Source organism: Pseudomonas sp. stari2 (assembly GCF_040760005.1).
Classification (GTDB): domain Bacteria; phylum Pseudomonadota; class Gammaproteobacteria; order Pseudomonadales; family Pseudomonadaceae; genus Aquipseudomonas.
In genome coordinates, this window is record NZ_CP099760.1 from 1,889,646 (window position 1) to 1,907,465 (window position 17,820).

The 17,820-nt window shown below is 61.8% G+C and carries 20 protein-coding genes; 8 read left to right on the forward strand and 12 right to left on the reverse strand.

Going from position 1 to position 17,820, the window contains the following annotated elements; genetic code table 11:
- The first annotated feature begins 99 nt into the window (after positions 1 to 99).
- Positions 100 to 534 carry a MarR family transcriptional regulator gene (locus NH234_RS08675; protein WP_065260957.1) on the forward strand — a complete coding sequence of 145 codons (435 nt, stop codon included), beginning with the start codon at positions 100 to 102 and terminating at the stop codon, positions 532 to 534.
- 127 nt (positions 535 to 661) lie between these two features.
- The gene (locus NH234_RS08680) at positions 662 to 2,464 is read left to right on the forward strand and encodes a FimV/HubP family polar landmark protein (protein WP_085733805.1); all 1,803 of its coding nucleotides are present in this window, start codon (positions 662 to 664) and stop codon (positions 2,462 to 2,464) included.
- A gap of 6 nt (positions 2,465 to 2,470) precedes the next feature.
- On the opposite strand, the gene NH234_RS08685 is transcribed toward NH234_RS08680, so the two are convergent.
- Complete coding sequence (locus NH234_RS08685) at positions 2,471 to 4,660, reverse strand: patatin-like phospholipase family protein (protein WP_367256315.1); 2,190 nt, start codon at positions 4,658 to 4,660, stop codon at positions 2,471 to 2,473.
- A gap of 71 nt (positions 4,661 to 4,731) precedes the next feature.
- Here NH234_RS08685 and NH234_RS08690 point away from each other — a divergent pair, with 71 nt between their 5' ends.
- A complete protein-coding gene (locus NH234_RS08690) occupies positions 4,732 to 5,019 on the forward strand; it encodes a SelT/SelW/SelH family protein (protein WP_085733803.1) in 288 nt (95 codons plus the stop codon).
- On the opposite strand, the gene NH234_RS08695 is transcribed toward NH234_RS08690, so the two are convergent.
- On the reverse strand, positions 5,013 to 5,906 hold the full coding sequence (locus NH234_RS08695) for a DMT family transporter (RefSeq protein ID WP_085733802.1): 894 nt from the start codon (positions 5,904 to 5,906) through the stop codon (positions 5,013 to 5,015). The genes NH234_RS08690 and NH234_RS08695 overlap by 7 nt on opposite strands.
- A gap of 72 nt (positions 5,907 to 5,978) precedes the next feature.
- Complete coding sequence (locus NH234_RS08700) at positions 5,979 to 6,743, reverse strand: AraC family transcriptional regulator (protein ID WP_085733801.1); 765 nt, start codon at positions 6,741 to 6,743, stop codon at positions 5,979 to 5,981.
- Positions 6,744 to 6,875: 132 nt separating this feature from the next.
- On the opposite strand from NH234_RS08700, the gene NH234_RS08705 reads away from it, so the two are divergent.
- Complete coding sequence (locus tag NH234_RS08705; protein ID WP_367256316.1) at positions 6,876 to 7,691, forward strand: UDP-2,3-diacylglucosamine diphosphatase; 816 nt, start codon at positions 6,876 to 6,878, stop codon at positions 7,689 to 7,691.
- A 117-nt stretch (positions 7,692 to 7,808) separates the two neighbouring features.
- On the opposite strand, the gene NH234_RS08710 is transcribed toward NH234_RS08705, so the two are convergent.
- Both NH234_RS08710 and NH234_RS08715 read right to left on the reverse strand, forming a co-directional pair.
- On the reverse strand, positions 7,809 to 8,399 hold the full coding sequence (locus NH234_RS08710; protein WP_367256317.1) for an HD domain-containing protein: 591 nt from the start codon (positions 8,397 to 8,399) through the stop codon (positions 7,809 to 7,811).
- 24 nt (positions 8,400 to 8,423) lie between these two features.
- Complete coding sequence (locus NH234_RS08715) at positions 8,424 to 8,735, reverse strand: Mpo1-like protein (RefSeq protein WP_367256318.1); 312 nt, start codon at positions 8,733 to 8,735, stop codon at positions 8,424 to 8,426.
- Positions 8,736 to 8,903: 168 nt separating this feature from the next.
- Here NH234_RS08715 and NH234_RS08720 point away from each other — a divergent pair, with 168 nt between their 5' ends.
- The gene (locus NH234_RS08720) at positions 8,904 to 9,965 is read left to right on the forward strand and encodes an AraC family transcriptional regulator (protein ID WP_218189730.1); all 1,062 of its coding nucleotides are present in this window, start codon (positions 8,904 to 8,906) and stop codon (positions 9,963 to 9,965) included.
- On the opposite strand, the gene NH234_RS08725 is transcribed toward NH234_RS08720, so the two are convergent.
- Positions 9,922 to 11,376, reverse strand: coding sequence for a TrkH family potassium uptake protein (locus NH234_RS08725; RefSeq protein WP_085733797.1), 1,455 nt, complete (start codon positions 11,374 to 11,376; stop codon positions 9,922 to 9,924). The genes NH234_RS08720 and NH234_RS08725 overlap by 44 nt on opposite strands.
- A 121-nt stretch (positions 11,377 to 11,497) precedes the next feature.
- Between NH234_RS08725 and NH234_RS08730 the strand changes: the two genes are divergently transcribed.
- The gene (locus tag NH234_RS08730) at positions 11,498 to 12,064 is read left to right on the forward strand and encodes a nitroreductase family protein (protein WP_085733796.1); all 567 of its coding nucleotides are present in this window, start codon (positions 11,498 to 11,500) and stop codon (positions 12,062 to 12,064) included.
- Between the two features lie 14 nt (positions 12,065 to 12,078).
- Here NH234_RS08730 and NH234_RS08735 read toward each other — a convergent pair whose 3' ends face one another.
- The 6 genes from NH234_RS08735 to NH234_RS08760 all read right to left on the reverse strand — a co-directional run bounded on the left by NH234_RS08735 (position 12,079) and on the right by NH234_RS08760 (position 16,180).
- On the reverse strand, positions 12,079 to 13,419 hold the full coding sequence (locus NH234_RS08735) for a HAMP domain-containing sensor histidine kinase (protein ID WP_085733795.1): 1,341 nt from the start codon (positions 13,417 to 13,419) through the stop codon (positions 12,079 to 12,081).
- 67 nt (positions 13,420 to 13,486) lie between these two features.
- Positions 13,487 to 13,936: a Spy/CpxP family protein refolding chaperone gene (locus NH234_RS08740; protein WP_085733794.1), complete on the reverse strand. Its 450-nt coding sequence runs from the start codon at positions 13,934 to 13,936 to the stop codon at positions 13,487 to 13,489.
- 141 nt (positions 13,937 to 14,077) lie between these two features.
- On the reverse strand, positions 14,078 to 14,755 hold the full coding sequence (locus NH234_RS08745; protein ID WP_085710405.1) for a response regulator transcription factor: 678 nt from the start codon (positions 14,753 to 14,755) through the stop codon (positions 14,078 to 14,080).
- A gap of 7 nt (positions 14,756 to 14,762) precedes the next feature.
- Positions 14,763 to 15,173 carry a translation initiation factor 2 gene (locus NH234_RS08750; protein ID WP_085733793.1) on the reverse strand — a complete coding sequence of 137 codons (411 nt, stop codon included), beginning with the start codon at positions 15,171 to 15,173 and terminating at the stop codon, positions 14,763 to 14,765.
- A 109-nt stretch (positions 15,174 to 15,282) separates the two neighbouring features.
- Entirely contained in the window at positions 15,283 to 15,582 is a 300-nt protein-coding gene (locus NH234_RS08755) for a YciI family protein (protein WP_085733792.1), read from the reverse strand.
- Position 15,583: 1 nt separating this feature from the next.
- Complete coding sequence (locus NH234_RS08760) at positions 15,584 to 16,180, reverse strand: septation protein A (protein WP_085710410.1); 597 nt, start codon at positions 16,178 to 16,180, stop codon at positions 15,584 to 15,586.
- Between the two features lie 87 nt (positions 16,181 to 16,267).
- Here NH234_RS08760 and NH234_RS08765 point away from each other — a divergent pair, with 87 nt between their 5' ends.
- Together NH234_RS08765 and NH234_RS08770 are read left to right on the forward strand one after the other, a co-directional pair.
- Positions 16,268 to 17,131: a PHP domain-containing protein gene (locus NH234_RS08765; RefSeq protein WP_367256319.1), complete on the forward strand. Its 864-nt coding sequence runs from the start codon at positions 16,268 to 16,270 to the stop codon at positions 17,129 to 17,131.
- 13 nt (positions 17,132 to 17,144) lie between these two features.
- Positions 17,145 to 17,774, forward strand: a complete 630-nt coding sequence (locus NH234_RS08770; protein ID WP_139831754.1) for an L-threonylcarbamoyladenylate synthase — start codon at positions 17,145 to 17,147, stop codon at positions 17,772 to 17,774.
- Positions 17,775 to 17,820: the final 46 nt, after the last annotated feature.

Sequence of the window (17,820 nt, forward strand, 5' to 3'; positions counted from 1 at the left end):
GATTCAGTACAGGGCAGCTCTTGCCTATAGCCAAATGTCATGCTTAGCTGACTAATAATTAGTTTTTCTCTATTTCTTCAGTCTAACCATGAGTGTTTTATGCCGTTAACCGATCAACACCGCTTTGGCATGCAACTGGCCCAGATGTCCCGTGGCTGGCGTGCCGAACTGGATCGCCGGCTGGCCGGTCTGGGTTTGTCCCAGGCGCGCTGGCTGGTGCTGCTGCATCTGGCTCGCTTCGAAGAGGCGCCGACCCAAAGGGAGCTGGCGCAAAGCGTCGGCGTCGAAGGGCCGACCCTCGCACGATTGCTCGACAGCCTGGAAAGCCAGGGCCTGGTGCAACGCCAGTCCGTGATGGAAGACCGCCGGGCGAAAAAGATCGTGCTGTGCGCCCCGGCCCGCCCGCTGATCGAACAGATCGAAACCATCGCCACGCAACTGCGCAAGGAGCTGTTCGAGGGCATCGATGAGGCTGACATGAAGGTGTGCATGCGGGTTCACGGCCACATTCTGGCCAACCTGGAAAAATCTTGAGGCACACCGACGTGCCGTTTTTTTGAGGGATCGCGCTGAGCAGACTATAAGAACTACTGGGCAATATCGTGTTCGTACCGGATGTGCGAACCCAGAGAAGTCGGTTTTGCTTATTTAAGGGATGCTCATGCTCGACAGTCGGCACGTAGTACTGCGTTGCGCCAATTCGCTGCTGGTGGCCGGTATGCTCACCTGGTCCACGGCCTCACTGGCGCTGGGTCTCGGTGACATCACCGTGCATTCAGCGCTCAATCAGCCGCTCAAGGCCGACATCGCCCTGGTGGACGCCGCGGGGCTCAGTGCCGGCGAGCTTTCGGCCAGCCTGGCCTCGGCGGACGAATTCGGCCGCGCCGGGGTCGAACGTGTGTTCTTTCTCAACGACCTCAAGTTCACCCCGATCCTGCATGGCAATCGCAACCTGATCCGGGTGACATCGAGCAAACCGGTCAACGAACCTTTCCTGAATTTCCTGGTGCAGCTCAATCAGCCCAACGGCCACGTGCTGCGCGAATACACGGTGCTGATCGATCCGCCGGGTTCGCCGGGCATTGTGCCGGCCACCGATGAACCTGATGTCCATGCGCAGTCTTCGGAGTTTCCAACTCCGGAGGCGCCTGCTGCCACCCTTCAGAACAAGCCTGCTGCAGCGGCCGTGCCGACGCCTCAAACGGCCACGACCAACAACGCGCAAGCGGAACAGTTGGCCGCCAGTGTGCTGCAGAACCAGCAACTGCAGAAAACCATCGATGAGCTGAACCTGAAGCTCCAGGCGCAGGACGTGCAGATCGCCGACGGCAAGAAACAGCTGGCCGATCTGCAGGCGCATCTCGCACAGGTTCAACAGGCGCCTCCGGCACCCGCAGCGCCGGCGGCGCCTGCCTCGATCCCGGCGCCGGTCATTGCGCCGGCGGAGAATCAAGACGACTCCGTCAGTTGGCCATTGCTCGGTGGCTTGCTGGTGTTACTGGGAGGGCTGGTGGCCGGGCTGATCGTGCGCCGCCGACGTCAGCAGGCAGTGATCCCGGACGTGCCGGCACGCGTGCTGCCGCAGCGAAGCGAATCAGAGCTCAATGACAGCGAACAGGTTCGTCCGAATGCTGGCCATGGCGCCGTCGAGCATCGAGACGAACAGACAAACGGCGATGTGCTGGAAGCCGTGGGTATTTATCTGGCCTATGGACGACTGGGTGAAGCGCTCGGGTTGCTGCGCGACGCCTTGCAAAAAGAACCGGAGCGCATCGATCTCGGCATGCAGTTGCTCGAGGTGCTGGGGCGCCAGGGCGATCAGGCGGCGTATGACGAACAGGAAAAACAATTGCGCCAGCTCGGTATCGAGGAGCAGCGGTTGCACGAGATTCGCGCCCGATATCCGAAACTGGCCAGGACTGAACCGTTGGTTGCGGCGGCTCCGGTCATTGCCGCGTTACCCGTTGAGCAAGCTGCACCCACAACGACGTTGGCCGAGGATGACTTTGAGCTGAATCTGGAGCAACTGTCGATGGATTCCAGCTGGGATCTGGAAGACAGCCGCCCGGCAACGGACCCACTGTCCTCTCCGCCATCGACACTTGGCTCTAGCCTGCAAGTCTTGCCGCAGGATTTCGAATTGCCGCCAACCGCCAGCGATGACGTTGAAACCACAGAGCTGGAGTGGATCGCCGAACCGGAAGTTCAGGCTATCGACGAAGACTTTCTCAACGAGTTTGGCGATCCCGGTCAGTCACTGGCCCTGGAGCCGCTGGACCTGCAGGCGCCGGAGCCCGAGCCGGATCCGACAGAAGCCGCCAACGCCGGCAAGCTCGAACAGGCCCAGACCTGCATCGACGACGGCGACCTCGACAGTGCGATCGCCTTGCTCAATGAGCTGCTGAAGGAGGGGGACGAACCCCTCAGGCAAACCGCTCGGACATTGTTGGCGGGGATTCGCTGACCCGGGTCAGAAGGTCTGCCCCAGATTCAGATAAACCGCCTGTTCATTGGCATCGTTCAGGCCATAGCTGAAATTCAGCGGCCCCAGCGGTGTGTCGAAACCGATGAACACGCTGGCCGCATTGATGTAGCCGCTGTCGAACTCGTTGTCGTTGTTCCAGGCCCGGCCACGCTCCAGCGAGCCGCCGGCATACAACGGGAAGTCCAGCGGCAGGTAGGCGCGTGGCGTCAGACGGCGGTAGTACACGGCCCGCATCAGGCTGACGTTCTGCCCGGAGATGGCATCTTCGCGGAAGCCAGACAGCTGCCGGGCGCCACCGAGCAGGAAGCTCGACGTCACCACATTGGCATCGTCCAGCGTGCGCCCGTAACGCCCTCCCAGAATCAGCGTGTTCGGGCCGCTGCTCATGGCCTTGTCCAATTTGAACTCCCATTGCCGGTAGCGTGTGTCGGAGCCCAGGCTCGGTTCGAATTGCATCAGGGTCAGGCTGACGTCCTTGCCGTCGTGGGGGAAGTACACGTTATCCAGTGAGTCAAACGAGTACTTCAACGCATAGAAACCTTCGTTGAAGTGTTCGCTCGGCAGGTTCTGATCGCCGATCCGCACATCCGCCTTGCCCCAGGCCTCGCCGACACCGAAGCGGAGTTCGCCGTTATTGCCGATCTGGCGGCCGACATTGAGGCCGAAGCCGTAGCGTTCGACGCGATACTGGGCGATCGGATCATTGTCGAGCACCGAGTCGACGTTCTGGGCTTCGAACGCCGCATACGGTGCGACGAAGTAGCGCGAACCGACGTCCAGTGGCTGATAGAACTCGGTATAGAGTTCCTGCTTTTCGCCGATCTGCGCCCGGGTCAGCCATTCGGCGCCGAGGCGGTTGATGCCGTTCATTCGGTAGCTGGCGCCGAGATTGAAGGCGCTGTCACCGCGCATGTCGTCCGACAGGTTCAAGCCGACCCGCAAGTAGTCGGTGCCGCTGCGCTTGCCTCGGGCGCTGATCACCAGCGTGTGTTCCTGGCCCTTGTGCACTACTCGGTATTGCACCTGTTCGAAGTAATCCAGGCCGTACAGGGTGCCCATGTCCGAGTGCAGGCGTCCGAGGTCCAACGGCTCGCCGAGGGGTTGACGGATGTAGTAGCGGATCACGTCGTCGCCGACTTTCGAGTCGTTTTCGACCCTGATCGCAGTGATAATCGGCGTGCGCTGGCCCGGTGCGCGGGCGGCGTTGAGTTCGGCGTCCTGAGACACGGCGGGCTTCAATCGGGCGAGGCGGGCGTCGAGGGCCTTGGCTGCACGATAGCCGGCATCGATCATTTCCTCGGCGCGACCGAAATCGGTGGCGCCGAAACTGGCCAGCGGCGGCTGGATCAGCACGTCGTTCGGGTGCAGCGCCGCCAGTTGTTCTTCAGAGTTGCGCCGGGTCATCAGGGTGATCGACTGGTTCAGCACATCGACCACGGTGGTCAGTTGCTTGCGGTTGCGCAGCGGCGTTCCGATGTCGACCACGATGGCCACATCGACACCCATTTCCCGGGCCACATCGAGGGGAATGTTGTCGGTCATGCCACCGTCCACCAGCAGCCGGCCATCGAGTTCGACCGGTGCGAACACGGCCGGGATCGACATGCTGGCGCGAATCACCTGGGGCAGGTGGCCTTTGCGAAACACCACTTTTTCGCCATTGGCGATGTCGGTAGCCACGGCGCGGAACGGGATCGGCAGCTTGTCGAAATCACGGGTGTCGCTGGTGTGGGCCAACAGGCTTTCCAGCAGTAGCGCGAGGTTCTGGCCCTGAATCACACCCAATGGCAAACCGAGACTGCCGTCGTCGCGAAAGCTCAGTTTCTGCTTCACCAGAAAGTCGCGGTCATCCTGTTTGCGCCGAAACGGTACGTCTTCCCGGGGAGGGGCGTCGGACAATGCCTGCTGCCAGTCGATGGTCAGGGCGAGTTTTTCCAGCTCGTCGATCTTGTAACCCGAGGCGTAGAGGCCTCCGACCACTGCGCCCATGCTGGTGCCGGCAATCGCATCGATCTTGATGCCTTGCTCTTCCAGCGCCTTAAGCACGCCGATGTGTGCCAGCCCACGGGCCGCGCCGCCGGACAGCACCAGGCCGACTTTCGGTCGCGGCGCTTCACTGGCATGAACGAATAGCGGAAGGAAACCAAGCAAAAGGCAGATCAGCAGACGACGCATTGTGAGTCTCGGGGCGAGCGTTAAAGCCGGCTATTATAGCGGCGCCCTCTGGCTCAGGAGTTTCAACGATCATGACTGCCACAAAACCGGAAATCGTCATCACCTATTGCACGCAATGCCAGTGGCTGCTGCGCGCCGCTTGGCTGGCGCAGGAGCTGCTCAGTACCTTCGGCGATGACCTTGGCAAAGTGTCACTGGTGCCGGGTACCGGCGGGATCTTTCACATCAGTTGCGACGGCGTGCAGATCTGGGAGCGCAAGACCGACGGTGGCTTCCCTGAGGCCAAGGTGCTCAAGCAACGGGTGCGCGATCAGATCGACCCTGACCGCGACCTCGGCCACAACGATCGAACTCAATGAGACGCGGCCTCGGCCTCCACCTTTTTTTTGCTGGCGCTGCCTGACATCTGGCTCGACACAACGATGGCGACGATGATCAGCGCGCCGCCGAGCAGCATCCGCAAGGTCGGGTTTTCATCGAACAGCAGCCACGCGACGGTAATGCCGTACACCGGCTCCATGGCGAACACCACAGCAGCGGTGCGCGCCTTGATCACCGCAAGGCTGGCAACGAACAGGCTGTGGGCGACGCCGGTGCAGAACACCCCGAGCAAACCGATCCACAGCCAGTCAATGGCGCGCACGTCGCTCAACTGTGGCGCCGCCACCGGCAGCAGACACAACGCCACCACCACGTTCTGACACAGTGCTGCCTGCACCGCCGGAATACGCCCGGAACTTGCACGGTTGGTCAGCGACAGCAGGGAAAACAGCAGGCCTGAGAGGATCGCCCAGAGCAACCCGGTGGTCGCACCGCTGGCCAGGTCGAACGCCGGGGTCACCAGCACCAGACCGACACTGACCAGCGCCACCAGAATGATTTCGTTGGCACGGATGCGTTCGCGGAAAATCAGTCCTTCGAGAATCACCGTGAAGGCCGGGAAACTGGCGAAACCCAAGGTGGCCACCGCGACACCGGCCACCTTCACCGCAATGAAGAAACTCACCCAGTGGCCGGTCAGCAGAACACCGCTCAGGGCCAGGCGTCGCCAGTCCACGGCTTGCAGCTTTTGCCAGCCGTGCTGACTGGCGAAACGGGCGAAAAACGCCAGCGCAAGAACGGCAAACGCGGCCCGTCCAAAGACGATGACCGCCGGCGTTGCGGCGGCGAGTTTGCCGAAGACGCCGGTCAGGCCGAACATCAATGCGCCAATATGCAGGGCGCCGAGGGCGGTACGGGGAGTCATGTCGATCCTTTTTCCAAACACAATTTCATAGGCTCATTGAAGCCGGAAACGACCCATAAGTCTGTCGGCAGACTATCGACTTTTGTCGTCAGCCTCGCGTCGCAATTGTGTGGGAGAGGTCCCGAACTCGCGCAGGACGGCGGCCGAAAACGCACTTTGCGATCCATAACCGACACGGCTGGCGACTTCACCGATGGGCAGCGTGGATTCCCGCAACAGCTTGACGGCCTTGTGCAGGCGTCGACTGCGTATGTAGTCCATGGGTGTCTGACCGCATTCGGCGACGAACCGCGCATGCAATCGGGCGCTGGATAGTCCGGCGACACGCGCCAGATCCGCGACCTGCAGGGGGTAGGCCGCGTACTGCTCGATGTGCGCATCGAGGGCTGCGTAGGGCAGGCGACGTGCGCAAACCTCGGCAGGTTGCGCATGGTTCAGGCTCGCCAGCAACAGCACCGCGCCCTGTTGCGCAATCAGCGGATCGCTCACCGGACTGTTCGCCAGCCAGTTGACCAGTTGGCCTTGCCCGGCATCCAGCGACAGACGCGCGGCGTTATCCAGCAGACGGCGGCTGGCATCGGCATGATCGCCCAGCGAGCGCGTCAGCCATTGCTCGTCTGGCACGTCCAGCACCAGACAACGGCTGCCCTTGGGACTGCCGCACGCGTGATGCGCGCCGGAGGGAATCACCACGAAGCTCTGCTGCAAGACCTGACTGCCGTGCCCTTCGACCTCGAAATCCAGCGCGCCGGACAGGCCGAACACCAGTTGCGCGTGGTCGTGACTGTGAACGATCAGGTCGTGGGTGTAATGGCGCAGGGTCAGGATCGGTTGCATGGCGGTCTCCGGGCGAGCCGCCAGTCTACACCGGCGCGAGAGCGCCGCGTTTGTCACAGGACTGACGCACACCTGTCATGGTCGATTAACCGGGCTCGCGCACAGTGGCGAAAACATCGCAGAGGGTTGCCCATGACCAGCGCCGAGCTCGCCAGACCCAGCCGTAAACAAAGGGTTCGCACCTTGTGGATCTCCGACGTGCACTTGGGCACGCGGGATTGCCAGGCCGAGCATCTGTCGCAATTTCTCAAGGGCTATCACGCCGACAAGATCTATCTGGTTGGCGACATCATCGACGGCTGGAAACTGCGCGGCGGCATGTATTGGCCCCAGGCGCACACCAACGTGATCCGCCGCTTGCTGACCATGAGCAAGCGCGGCACCGAGGTAATCTACGTCACCGGCAACCATGACGAATTCCTGCGCCGCTATTCGAAGCTGATCCTGGGCAACATCCAGTTGGTCGACGAAGCCGTGCATGTCACCGCCGATGGCCGGCATCTGCTGGTGATCCACGGTGACCAGTTCGACGTGATCACCCGCTATCACCGCTGGCTGGCCTTTCTCGGCGACTCGGCCTACGAATTCACCCTGACCCTCAACCGCTGGCTCAATCACTGGCGGGCGAAATACGGTTATGGCTACTGGTCGCTGTCTGCCTATCTCAAGCACAAGGTGAAGACGGCGGTCAGCTTCATCAGCGACTTCGAAGAAGCCATCGCCCACGAATGCGTGAAGCGCGAGTTGCACGGCGTGGTCTGCGGGCACATTCACCACGCCGAGATCCGCAAGGTCGGCGAGGTGGATTACCTCAACTGTGGCGACTGGGTGGAGTCGTGCACGGCGCTGATCGAGCACGGGGACGGCACGATCGAGTTGTATCGCCTGGCCGATGCGCAGGCGCGGGAAGCAGAACTGAAAGCGGCGAAGGTTGCCGAGCTGGCCTGAGCGACGGCCCCTGTGGGAGCGAGCTTGCTCGCGAATGCAGTACATCAGACAAAGCAGTATTGACTGACACTCCGCATTCGCGAGCAAGCTCGCTCCCACAATGGATCGGGATTGTCTTTATGCGGGGGTGTGCTCTTCCATCGCCGCTTTGTAGATCGAGTTTTTAGGCTGGGCGAACAGCCTTTCCATCATCGGCTCGAAGAAGCTCAACGGCAGGGTGTCGTACTCGGGGTCGAACGCCGCCGCGTCGTATTTCGCGCAGAACTCCGCGGTCGCCAGAAACTGCGGGTGGTCGCTGAACTGCTCGCGCAGGTGCCGATCCATGCCCAGGTGATGGAAGAAGTAGTAGCCCTGGAAGATCCCGTGCTTCTCCACCATCCACAGGTTCTCGGCGCTGACGAACGGCTTGAGGATGGCGGCGGCGATGTCCGGGTGATTGTAGGAGCCGAGGGTGTCGCCGATGTCGTGGAGCAGGGCGCAGACCACGTATTCCTCGTCGCGCCCGTCGCGAAAGGCGCGAGTCGCGGTTTGCAGCGAGTGGGTCAGGCGATCCACCGGGAAACCGCCGAAATCGCCTTCGAGCAGTTTCAGGTGGGCCATGATTCGGCCCGGCAACTCGCGGGCGTAGGCGCTGAAATCCGCCGCGATGATCGCCCAGTCTTCCTGCGTGCCGTCCTTCATGTGGGTGAAACGGGCATTGGCATTCATCGGCAATCCTCTTGGTCGGAATTTCTAGAACGGCACGCGGCCCAGGATCATGTCGCGGTACATGACGAAGTCGCCGAGCAGGCTGTAGAGCGGGTGCTGAAAAGTGGCCGGGCGGTTTTTCTCGAAAAAGAAGTGGCCGACCCAGGCAAAGCTGTAGCCCGCCATTGGCAACGCAAGTAAAAGCAGCCAGGCGCCCTTGGCGATGGTCAGGGCGAGAATGAAGATCACCAGCGTCGTGCCGATGAAATGCAGACGACGGCAAGTGCTGTTGCTGTGCTCGCTGAGGTAATACGGATAGAACTCGGCGAAGCTGCTGAAATGCTTGATGGATTCCACGACCGCTATCTCTGTGATTGTTGTTCTGACGGCAAGTTGTTCGGCGGGTAGCTTATTTGAGTCTAGAGTGATCATTGGCGTCGGCCAGTGACAATCGGCGCCACTTTACTATCCTTGGGAAATTGGCCGTAGTATGTGGCTCACCATGTCATCCAAGAAAAAAGCGCCATGAGCGAACGAACGACATCTGCAAGCTGGGCAATGGGGATTGTCAAAGCACTGGAAATGGACGGCCTGGATTGCCGGGTTCTGTTCAAACAGCTGGGGCTCGACTACGCGGCGCTGGAGGATCCGGACGCACGCTTCCCGCAGGATTCCATGACCCGACTCTGGCAACGGGCGGTCGAGCTGTCCGGTAATCCCGCCATCGGTCTGAACATGGGCAAGGTGGTGCGACCTGCTTCGTTCCATGTCGCAGGCTACGCGCTGATGTCCAGCAACACCCTGGCCGAAGGCTTTCAGCGACTGGTGCGTTATCAGCGGATCATTGCCGAAAGTGCCGACTTGAGTTTTCGCCTGCTCGACGAAGGTTATGCGCTGATTCTGACGGTGCACGGCGATCATCTGCCGCCGACCCGTCAGAGTGCCGAAGCCTCGCTGGCTTGCGCGCTGGCGCTGTGCGGCTGGCTGACCGGGCGCACGCTGCACCCGCGCAAAGTGCTGGTGCAGGGCGATGAGCCCGATGATCTCGAACCCTATAAACAAGCCTTCCATGCACCGCTGGTGTTCAACGCGCCCTATGACGCGCTGATCTTCGAACGCGCCGACATGGAAGCACCGCTGCCCACCGCCAACGAGGCGATGGCGCTGCTGCACGACCGCTTTGCCGGAGAATATCTGGCGCGGTTTTCCGAAAGCCGCGTGACCCACAAGGCACGCCAGGTGTTGTGTCGTCTGTTGCCTCAGGGCGAACCCAAACGCGACACTGTGGCGCAGACCCTGCACCTGTCGCAGCGCACTCTGCAACGGCGTCTGCAGGAGGAGGGCACCAGTTTTCAGCAGTTGCTCGATGACACTCGCCGCGAACTCGCCGAGCAATACCTGGCACAGCCAAGCATGACCTTGCTGGAAATCGCCTATCTGCTGGGGTTTGCCGACCCGAGCAATTTCTTCCGTGCCTTCCGCCGCTGGTTCGACACCACGCCCGGCGATTACCGGGCGCGCTTGCTCGATGCACCGAACACGATCAGTGACGCCAGAACGCCGGAATACACAGCACAAACACCGTAATGATCTCCAGTCGGCCGAGCAGCATGCCGAACGACAGAATCCACTTGGCGGCGTCGGGCAGCGAGGAGAAGTTGCCCGCCGGCCCGATGGTTTCACCCAGCCCTGGGCCGACGCCGGAAACTGTGCTGGCGGCGCCGGTCAGCGCCGTCATCCAGTCTACGCCCAGCAACGACAGCAGCAGGGCGATCACGCAGATGGTGATGGCGAAGAAAAACGAAAAGGTCAGGATCGAACGGACGATTTCTTCGTCGAGGCGATGACCGTTGTACTTCTGCTTGATCACCGCGCGCGGGTGGATCAACTGATTGAGGTTGGCCTTGAGCAGAATGTAGGCGACCTGGAAACGGAAGATCTTGATCCCGCCCGCCGTCGAGCCGGAACAGCCGCCGACGAAACCCAGATAGAAGAACAGCATCAGCGAGAAATTGCCCCACAGGCTGTAATCCCCCAGTGCAAAACCGGTGGTGGTGACCACCGAGGTCACGTTCAGCGCCACATGGCGCAGCGCGTCCAGCCAGTGCAGGTCGGTGGTCCACCAGTACCAGGTGCCGAGCACCAGCCAGGTCACCAGCAACATGCCGAGCAAACCCTGCACCTGTTGATCCTTGATCAGTGCCCGGCGGTTGCCGCGCATGGTCGCGACATACAGGGTGAACGGCAGGCTGCCGAGGATCATGATCACCACCGCCACCCAGTGCACCGCCGGTTGCGTCCACTTGGCCAGGGACTGGTCGGAGGTGGAAAACCCACCGGTGGAAATCGCCGACATCGCGTGGTTGATCGCGTCGAACGGGCTCATCCCGGCCCACCAGAACGCCAGACTGCCGAGAATGGTGATACCCACATAGGCCGCCACGATCAGTCGCGCCACCATGTGCGAGCGGGGCATGACCTTTTCCGAGCGGTCTGAGGATTCGGTCTGGAACAGGCGCATCCCACCGATACGCAGTAGCGGCAGAATCGCCACCGCCATGCCGATGAAGCCGATGCCGCCGAGCCAGTGCAACAGCGAGCGCCACATCAGGATGCCGGGAGACATGGTGTCCAGGCCGCTGAGAACGGTCGAACCGGTAGCGGTGATGCCGGACATGCTTTCGAAGAACGAGTCGGTGTAGCTGATGTGCTGGGTCAGCAGAAACGGCAGCGCGGCGAAAATGCACACCACCAGCCAGCTGGTGACGGTCAGCAGGTACATGTCGCGGGGGCGCAGGTGAATGTGTTCCGGGCGTCCAGGGATCACCAGGGCCAGGCCGGCGACGAAGGTGATCATGCTCGCCCAGAGGAACGACGGCAGATCGCCGGTGCGCTCGAAAATCACCAGGGTGGCCATGGGCACAACCATGGCGATGGCCAGGGTGATCAGGAAGATGCCGATGATGAAACCAATGATCCGTAAGGTCGGCAACGCCATGAAGTCCGCTCGGGCTGATGTGGGAAGGGCGCCATTCTACCTGCGGGGCAAGGCATGTAAACCGACGCGGCTGGATCACTTGCAGCTAGAATAGCCGGACATTTTTTTCAGGAGGTGGCCGATGCAGGCTCTCGACGCTTTGCTCAACCGTGTTTCCGTTCCACGACTGATCGATCCGGCCCCCACCGCCGAACAGCGCGAAGTGCTGTTTGCCGCCGCGACCCGTGCACCGGATCACGGCCATTTGCAGCCGTATCGTTTCCTGACCGTCGAAGGCGCGGCGCGTGAGCAGATGGGCGAGTTGCTGGCCGAAGCGGCGCAGATGCAGGAAGGCGAAGTCACTGAAGCGATGATCGACAAGGCGCGCAACGGCCCGCTGCGGGCGCCGCTGGTGGTCGTGGTCATCGCCAGATTGCAGGATCACGTCAAATACCCGAAGGCCGAGCAGTTGCTGGCGGCGGGCTGTGCGGCCCACGGCATTCTGCTGGCGGCTTACGCGCAGGGGATTGGCGCGGTGTGGCGCACCGGTGATCTGGCTTATTCGAAACACGTCGCCAAGGGCCTGGGCCTGACGAACGATGAAGAGGTGATTGCGTTCCTTTACCTTGGCACGCCGCAGAAAGAACCGCGCGTGGCGGAGAAGGTTGATCTGGCCGAGTTTGTCAGTGCCTGGCCGGGTAAAGCCTGACACTGAAAACACCATCAGGGCTGGACAATCGCCCCCGGCTCCAGCGGCAACTCAAGACTGGCCACAAACCCGCCCTGCGGGTGATTGGCCAGTACCAGCGTTCCGCCATGGCGCTCCGCCGCCCGCCGGGCAATCGCCAGGCCCAGTCCATGGCCGGCAGAGGTCTGCCCCGGTGCCCGATAAAACGGTTCGCCCAACTGGCTCAAATGCTCGGCCTGCACCCCCGGGCCGTGGTCGCGCACGCTGACCACGATTCGCTCGCCCTGACGTGAAGCCTGCATTTCAATCGACTGCCCCACCGGATTGAAGCGCTGGGCGTTGCGCAGCAGGTTGTCCACGGCGCGTTCAATCATGGTCGGCCAGCCGGTCAGATTGAGCTGCGGCTCGGCCTCAAGGCGCACGGTCTGCTCCGGCGAGCCGAGTTGCGCGTCCTTTTGCAGGGTGCCCAGCAGGGCATTCAGATCAACGGCTTCGGCACTGGCATTGTCGGCATCGACCCGTGCCAGCACCAGGATTTCACTGATCAACGCTTCCAGCCGGTCGCACTCGCGGGTCAGGCGTGGCCAGAGTTTTTCACGTTCTTCCGGGCTTGCCCGTTCGGCCAGTGCCAGGGCGATACGCAGCCGCGCCAGCGGTGAGCGCAGCTCATGGGATACGTCGCGCAGCAACTGGCGCTGGCTGCCGATCAGGCTTTGCAGGCGTGCGCCCATGCGGTTGAAGTCGTTGGCGAGTACGCCGAACTCATCCCGGCGGTTGGCCAGTTTCGCCAGGCTGTTCTGCTGATAGGTGGTCTGTCCCAGGTCGTGCACCGCGCCGCGCAATCGGTTGAGTGGGCGAGTAATGGAGAGTGTCACCAAAAGGCTGAACAGGGTCAGCACCACCAGCGCGATCCCCAGCGCACTCAATGGCCAGAGCAGACTTTCGCGATGCCAGGCGTCGAGTTCCGGATGCGGGATGCGATAGATGAACAGGTAGGTGTCACCGGTCTTTTCGCTGGTGAACTCATCGGTCAGGCGCCGCCAGGGCAGGCGTCGGTCATCGTTGTTCTGCCGTGCCTCGAACGCCGCCGCGCGGCGGGGGAAGGTGCCGCGCACCACCGGGTCGCCGCTTTCGTTCAGCACCTGGACGTCGATGTGATACTGGCGTTTGCGCTGCTGGAGGATGTCCTGAGCGGCGTCCTCGCCCTGGGATTCGTAGGTCTGCGTCCAGTCGGCAGCCAGCGTATTGAGCCCCGGATGGCGGCTGAGGATCCATGCGTCCTGATTGAGCATGTGCCCCAGCAGGATGGAAAGCCCCGCAACCAGAGCGATGGCCAGCCAGAAGCTCGCGAGAATACGCCAGAACAATGAACGCACAGAAAATCCTCAAACAAAGAAAACCCAACGGCGGTGAGCCGTTGGGTCGGGGCGTGACGCTAGAGCATTATTGCGCCTTTTGCGGCTGTTGCGCTTTCCAGGCCTTGAACTCGGCCCATTCGGCGCGACGCTCGGCCTGTTTCTTCTGGATCTCGTCGAATTTCTTCTGTTGATCCGGTTTCAACACGGCGCGGACATCGGATTCGGCTTTCTTGTGGTTGGCCGCCATCTCGTCCTTCATGGCTTTCTGGTCGGCTGGCGAGAGTTTCTCCAGGTATTTCTCGACCGTCTGCTTACGTTCGTGCATCTGCTCGCCCATGATCTTGCGGATCTGCTCGCGCTGTTCACGGGAGAGGTCCAGCTGGCTGTACGGGCCTTTGCCGTGCATGCCGTGCATCTGACCGCCGTGGCGCCAGCCACCGTCCGGTCCGCCCATCGGGCCACCATCCTGCGGCACGGCCATGGCGACGGTTGGCAGAGCGGCAGCGAACATCAGAGCGATAAGAGTCTTGCGCATGGTGTATCTCCTTGTCTCGTTCCCGGTACGTTCCGGATGAGTACAGATTACGAAGATCAAGGTCAGCGGCGGTCAGCGCTGGGTAAAGCTTGGGTAAAGACGCTTTGTCATCGAACTGACAAAGCGTCCGCGTGCGGGGTTTCAGAGGCTGTAATAGTAGCCACGGCTGCGCAGGGCCACGATGCGCGGGCGGCCGTCGGCGTGGGGGCCGATCTTCTTGCGCAGGTTGCTGACGTGCATGTCCAGGCTGCGGTCGTACAGGGTCAGCTTGCGGCCGAGGGCGATCTGCGCCAGTTCCTGTTTATCCAGCGGCTCGCCCGGCTGCTTGAGCAGCGCTTCGAGCAGGCGGCTCTCGGAAACGGTGAGGGTGAATTCCTTTTCGTCGATGCTGACCACGCCACGCACCGGGCTGAAGCTCAGATCGCCCAGCTCGAGCTGAGTCGACACGGCGGCCGGATGACTGCGGCGCAGCACGGCACGCAGGCGGGCGGTAAGCTCTCGCGGATCGCAGGGTTTGGCCAGGTAATCGTCGGCACCCAGTTCCAGACCGAGGATCCGGTCCAGCGGTTCGCCACGGGCCGAAAGCATCACCACCGGCAGATCGGCGTGTTCACTGCGCAATTGCTTGAGCAGTTCCAGGCCGCTGCCATCGGGCAGCATCACGTCCAGCACCACCGCGGCGGGGGCGGATTCGGCCAAAGCCTTGCGGGCGCTCTGGCCATCGTGGCAGGCACGGACCTGAAAGCCTTCCTGGCTCAGCCAACTGCTCAGAAGCTCACACAGCTCCTGGTCATCATCAATCAGTAACAGCTCGCTCATGACTCACTCAATTTAGCCATTGTCGACGTTTTCGACTTGCACCACTGGCAAAGATACCGCAGAGCAGGGCCAATAGCGCTACCCCGGCGCCGGTGACGAACCATTGCTGCTGTTCGGTCAGCAGGCGCGGCAGCGGGCTGGCCTGGGCTTCCTTGAGTTGCAGCTTCAAGCGCTGGTTCTCCTGGCGCAACCGGGCAAGCTGGGCGCTTTCGCGGGTGTTGTCGGCATCCTGCAGTTGTTTGCTCAGTACTTCCCGCTGCTGCTCGCTGGCCTTCAGGCGCTGCTGCAACTCGGTGATCTGGCTGCCGGCGCTCAACGAAAGCGGCGTGGAATTGCCGCTTTCGGTGCTTTCTTCACCATGGGCGGGCGCCACGATCGACAACGTGACCAACATCAGACACAACGGACCCTTGCGCATCGCGACTCCTGTTACCAAATGGATATTGGGCAGGTTGTCGGCCGGCAAACGAGAATAATGAGCGATTGAGAACGCGATGAACCGACAAGGTTCATCGCGTGGGGAAGGATTACGGCAGGACTTGCTTGAACGGCTTCACGACAACGTTGGCGTAGACACCGGCGGCGATGTACGGATCGGCGTCGGCCCAGGCCTGTGCAGCGCTCAGGGATTCGAATTCGGCAACGATGAGGCTGCCGGTGAAACCCGCTGCGCCCGGATCATTGCTGTCGACCGCCGGGTGCGGGCCGGCCAGGACGATGCGGCCTTCGCCCTTGAGCACTTGCAGGCGTTCAAGGTGGGCCGGGCGGGCGGCGAGGCGCGCGTCCAGGGAGTTGGCGACGTCGGTGGCAATGATTGCGTAGAGCATGTCAGTCCTCGGTTTTTGGTGTTGTGGTATCGGCGTCGTGCAGGTGACGGGACAGGTAAATGCCCTGGGCGACCAGGAACAGTACGGTCAAGCCCAGGCTGCCGAACACCTTGAAGTCCACCCAGTAGTCCTGGAAGGTGAACGCGACGAACAGGTTGGCAGCGCCGCAGAACAGGAAGAAGCCGATCCAGGCAATGTTCAGTCGGGTCCAGACGGCGTCCGGCAGGGTCAGCGCGTGGCCCATGATGCGCTTGATCAGCAGGCGGTCACCGATGAAGTGGCTGCCGATGAAGGCCAGGGCGAACAGCCAGTTGACCACCGGGGCTTTCCACTTCAGGAAGGTTTCGCTGTGGAAGGCCAGGGTCAGGCTGCCGAACACAAGGCAGGCGATCAGGGTCAGCCACTGGCTCTTTTCCAGCTTGCGCTGCTTGATGAAGAGCGCGCCATAGACCACCAGGGAGCTGATGATCAGCACGGCGGTGGCGCTGTAAATGCCGCCTACGGTCAACTCATGGCCGGCAACGTCGACGGTGCGGGGATCGAGTTTGTAGACGATGAAGAACAGCAGAAGCGGGATGAAATCGATGAATTGTTTCACAGTGAGAGCCAGAAGCTGGATGTGGCGGCATAATAACAAACATATGGGCGCGCGATAGCGCCAGCTGATTTGAGGTTACACATCCCCGTGAATGTTGATTTGCACTGCCACAGCACGGCCTCCGATGGCGCCCTGGCGCCTGCGGCACTGGTTGCGCGTGCGTTCGAAAACGGCGTGCGAGTCCTGGCCCTGACCGATCACGATACCCTCGAAGGCCTCGCCGAGGCGCGCATTGCGGCCACGGAGCTGGGAATGCAACTGGTCAACGGCGTCGAGCTGTCCTGCACCTGGGGCGGTGCCACCATTCATGTGCTGGGCTATGGTTTCGACGTCAACGCCGCACCGTTGGTCGAGGCGATTGCGAAGCTGCACGATGGCCGCTGGCTACGGTCTGAAGAAATAAGCCGCAAGCTCGCCCTCAAGGGCATGCCGAATGCGCTCGACGGCGCGCGGCAGATCCAGCAGGAACTGGGCGACAGCGGCAACGCGCCGGCCCGTCCGCATTTCGCCGACTGGATGGTGCGTGAAGGTTTCGTCAAGGATCGCGCCGAAGCGTTCCGCAAATGGCTCGGCGCCGGCAAGCTGGGGGACGTCAAACAACACTGGCCGTCCCTCGAAGATACCGTCGGCACGCTGCGCGCCGCCGGGGCCTGGGTCAGCCTGGCGCATCCCTGGCACTACGATTTCACCCGCAGCAAGCGCCGAAAGCTTATTGCCGACTATATTCAAGCAGGCGGACAGGCGATCGAGGTGGTCAACGGCCATCAGCCTGCGGAACAGGTGGGCAGCCTGGCGATCCTTGCCCGTGAGTTCGGTCTGCTGGTCAGCGCCGGCAGTGATTTTCATGGCCCTGGAGGCTGGTCGGAGATCGGCCAGTACCGGCCACTCCCTGAGGACCTTCCACCCCTGTGGTGTCGGTTCAAACATGACACAGTTATTACCGCCGTCTGAACAGGTAGAGAATGTGAGTCAATTTTTCCAGATCCATCCGGAAAACCCGCAAGCGCGCCTGATCAAACAGGCGGTCGAGATCATCCGCAAGGGCGGGGTGGTGGTCTATCCAACGGACTCTTCCTACGCAATCGGTTGCCAGATCGGCGACAAGAACGCCATCGAGCGCGTTCGACGCCTGCGTCAGCTCGACGAAAAGCACAACTTCGCGCTGATCTGCAGCGACCTGTCGCAACTGGGCAATTACGCCAAGATCGACACCGGGACCTTTCGAATCCTGAAAGCCCACCTGCCGGGACCGTACACCTTCATTCTCAACGCCACTCGCGAAGTGCCGCGTCTGTTGCTGCATCCCAAGAAACGCACCATCGGTCTGCGGGTGCCGAGCCATCCCATCGCGTTGGCGCTGCTGGCCGAACTGGGCGAGCCGCTGATGAGCGTGACCCTGATCATGCCGGGCGAAGAAGACCCGCTGAGCGATCCGTACGAAATGCGCCAGTTGCTCGAGCATCAGGTGGACCTGATCATCGATGGCGGTTCCGGCGGCATCAAGGCCTCCACCGTGATCGACCTCACGGGCGATGATCCGGAAGTGATCCGCGTCGGTTGCGGCGATCCGGCTCCATTCATGGTCGAGGCCTGAATGTCCGCAGTGGAAACCGTTGATCCCCAGGCCGGTGCCCAGCAGG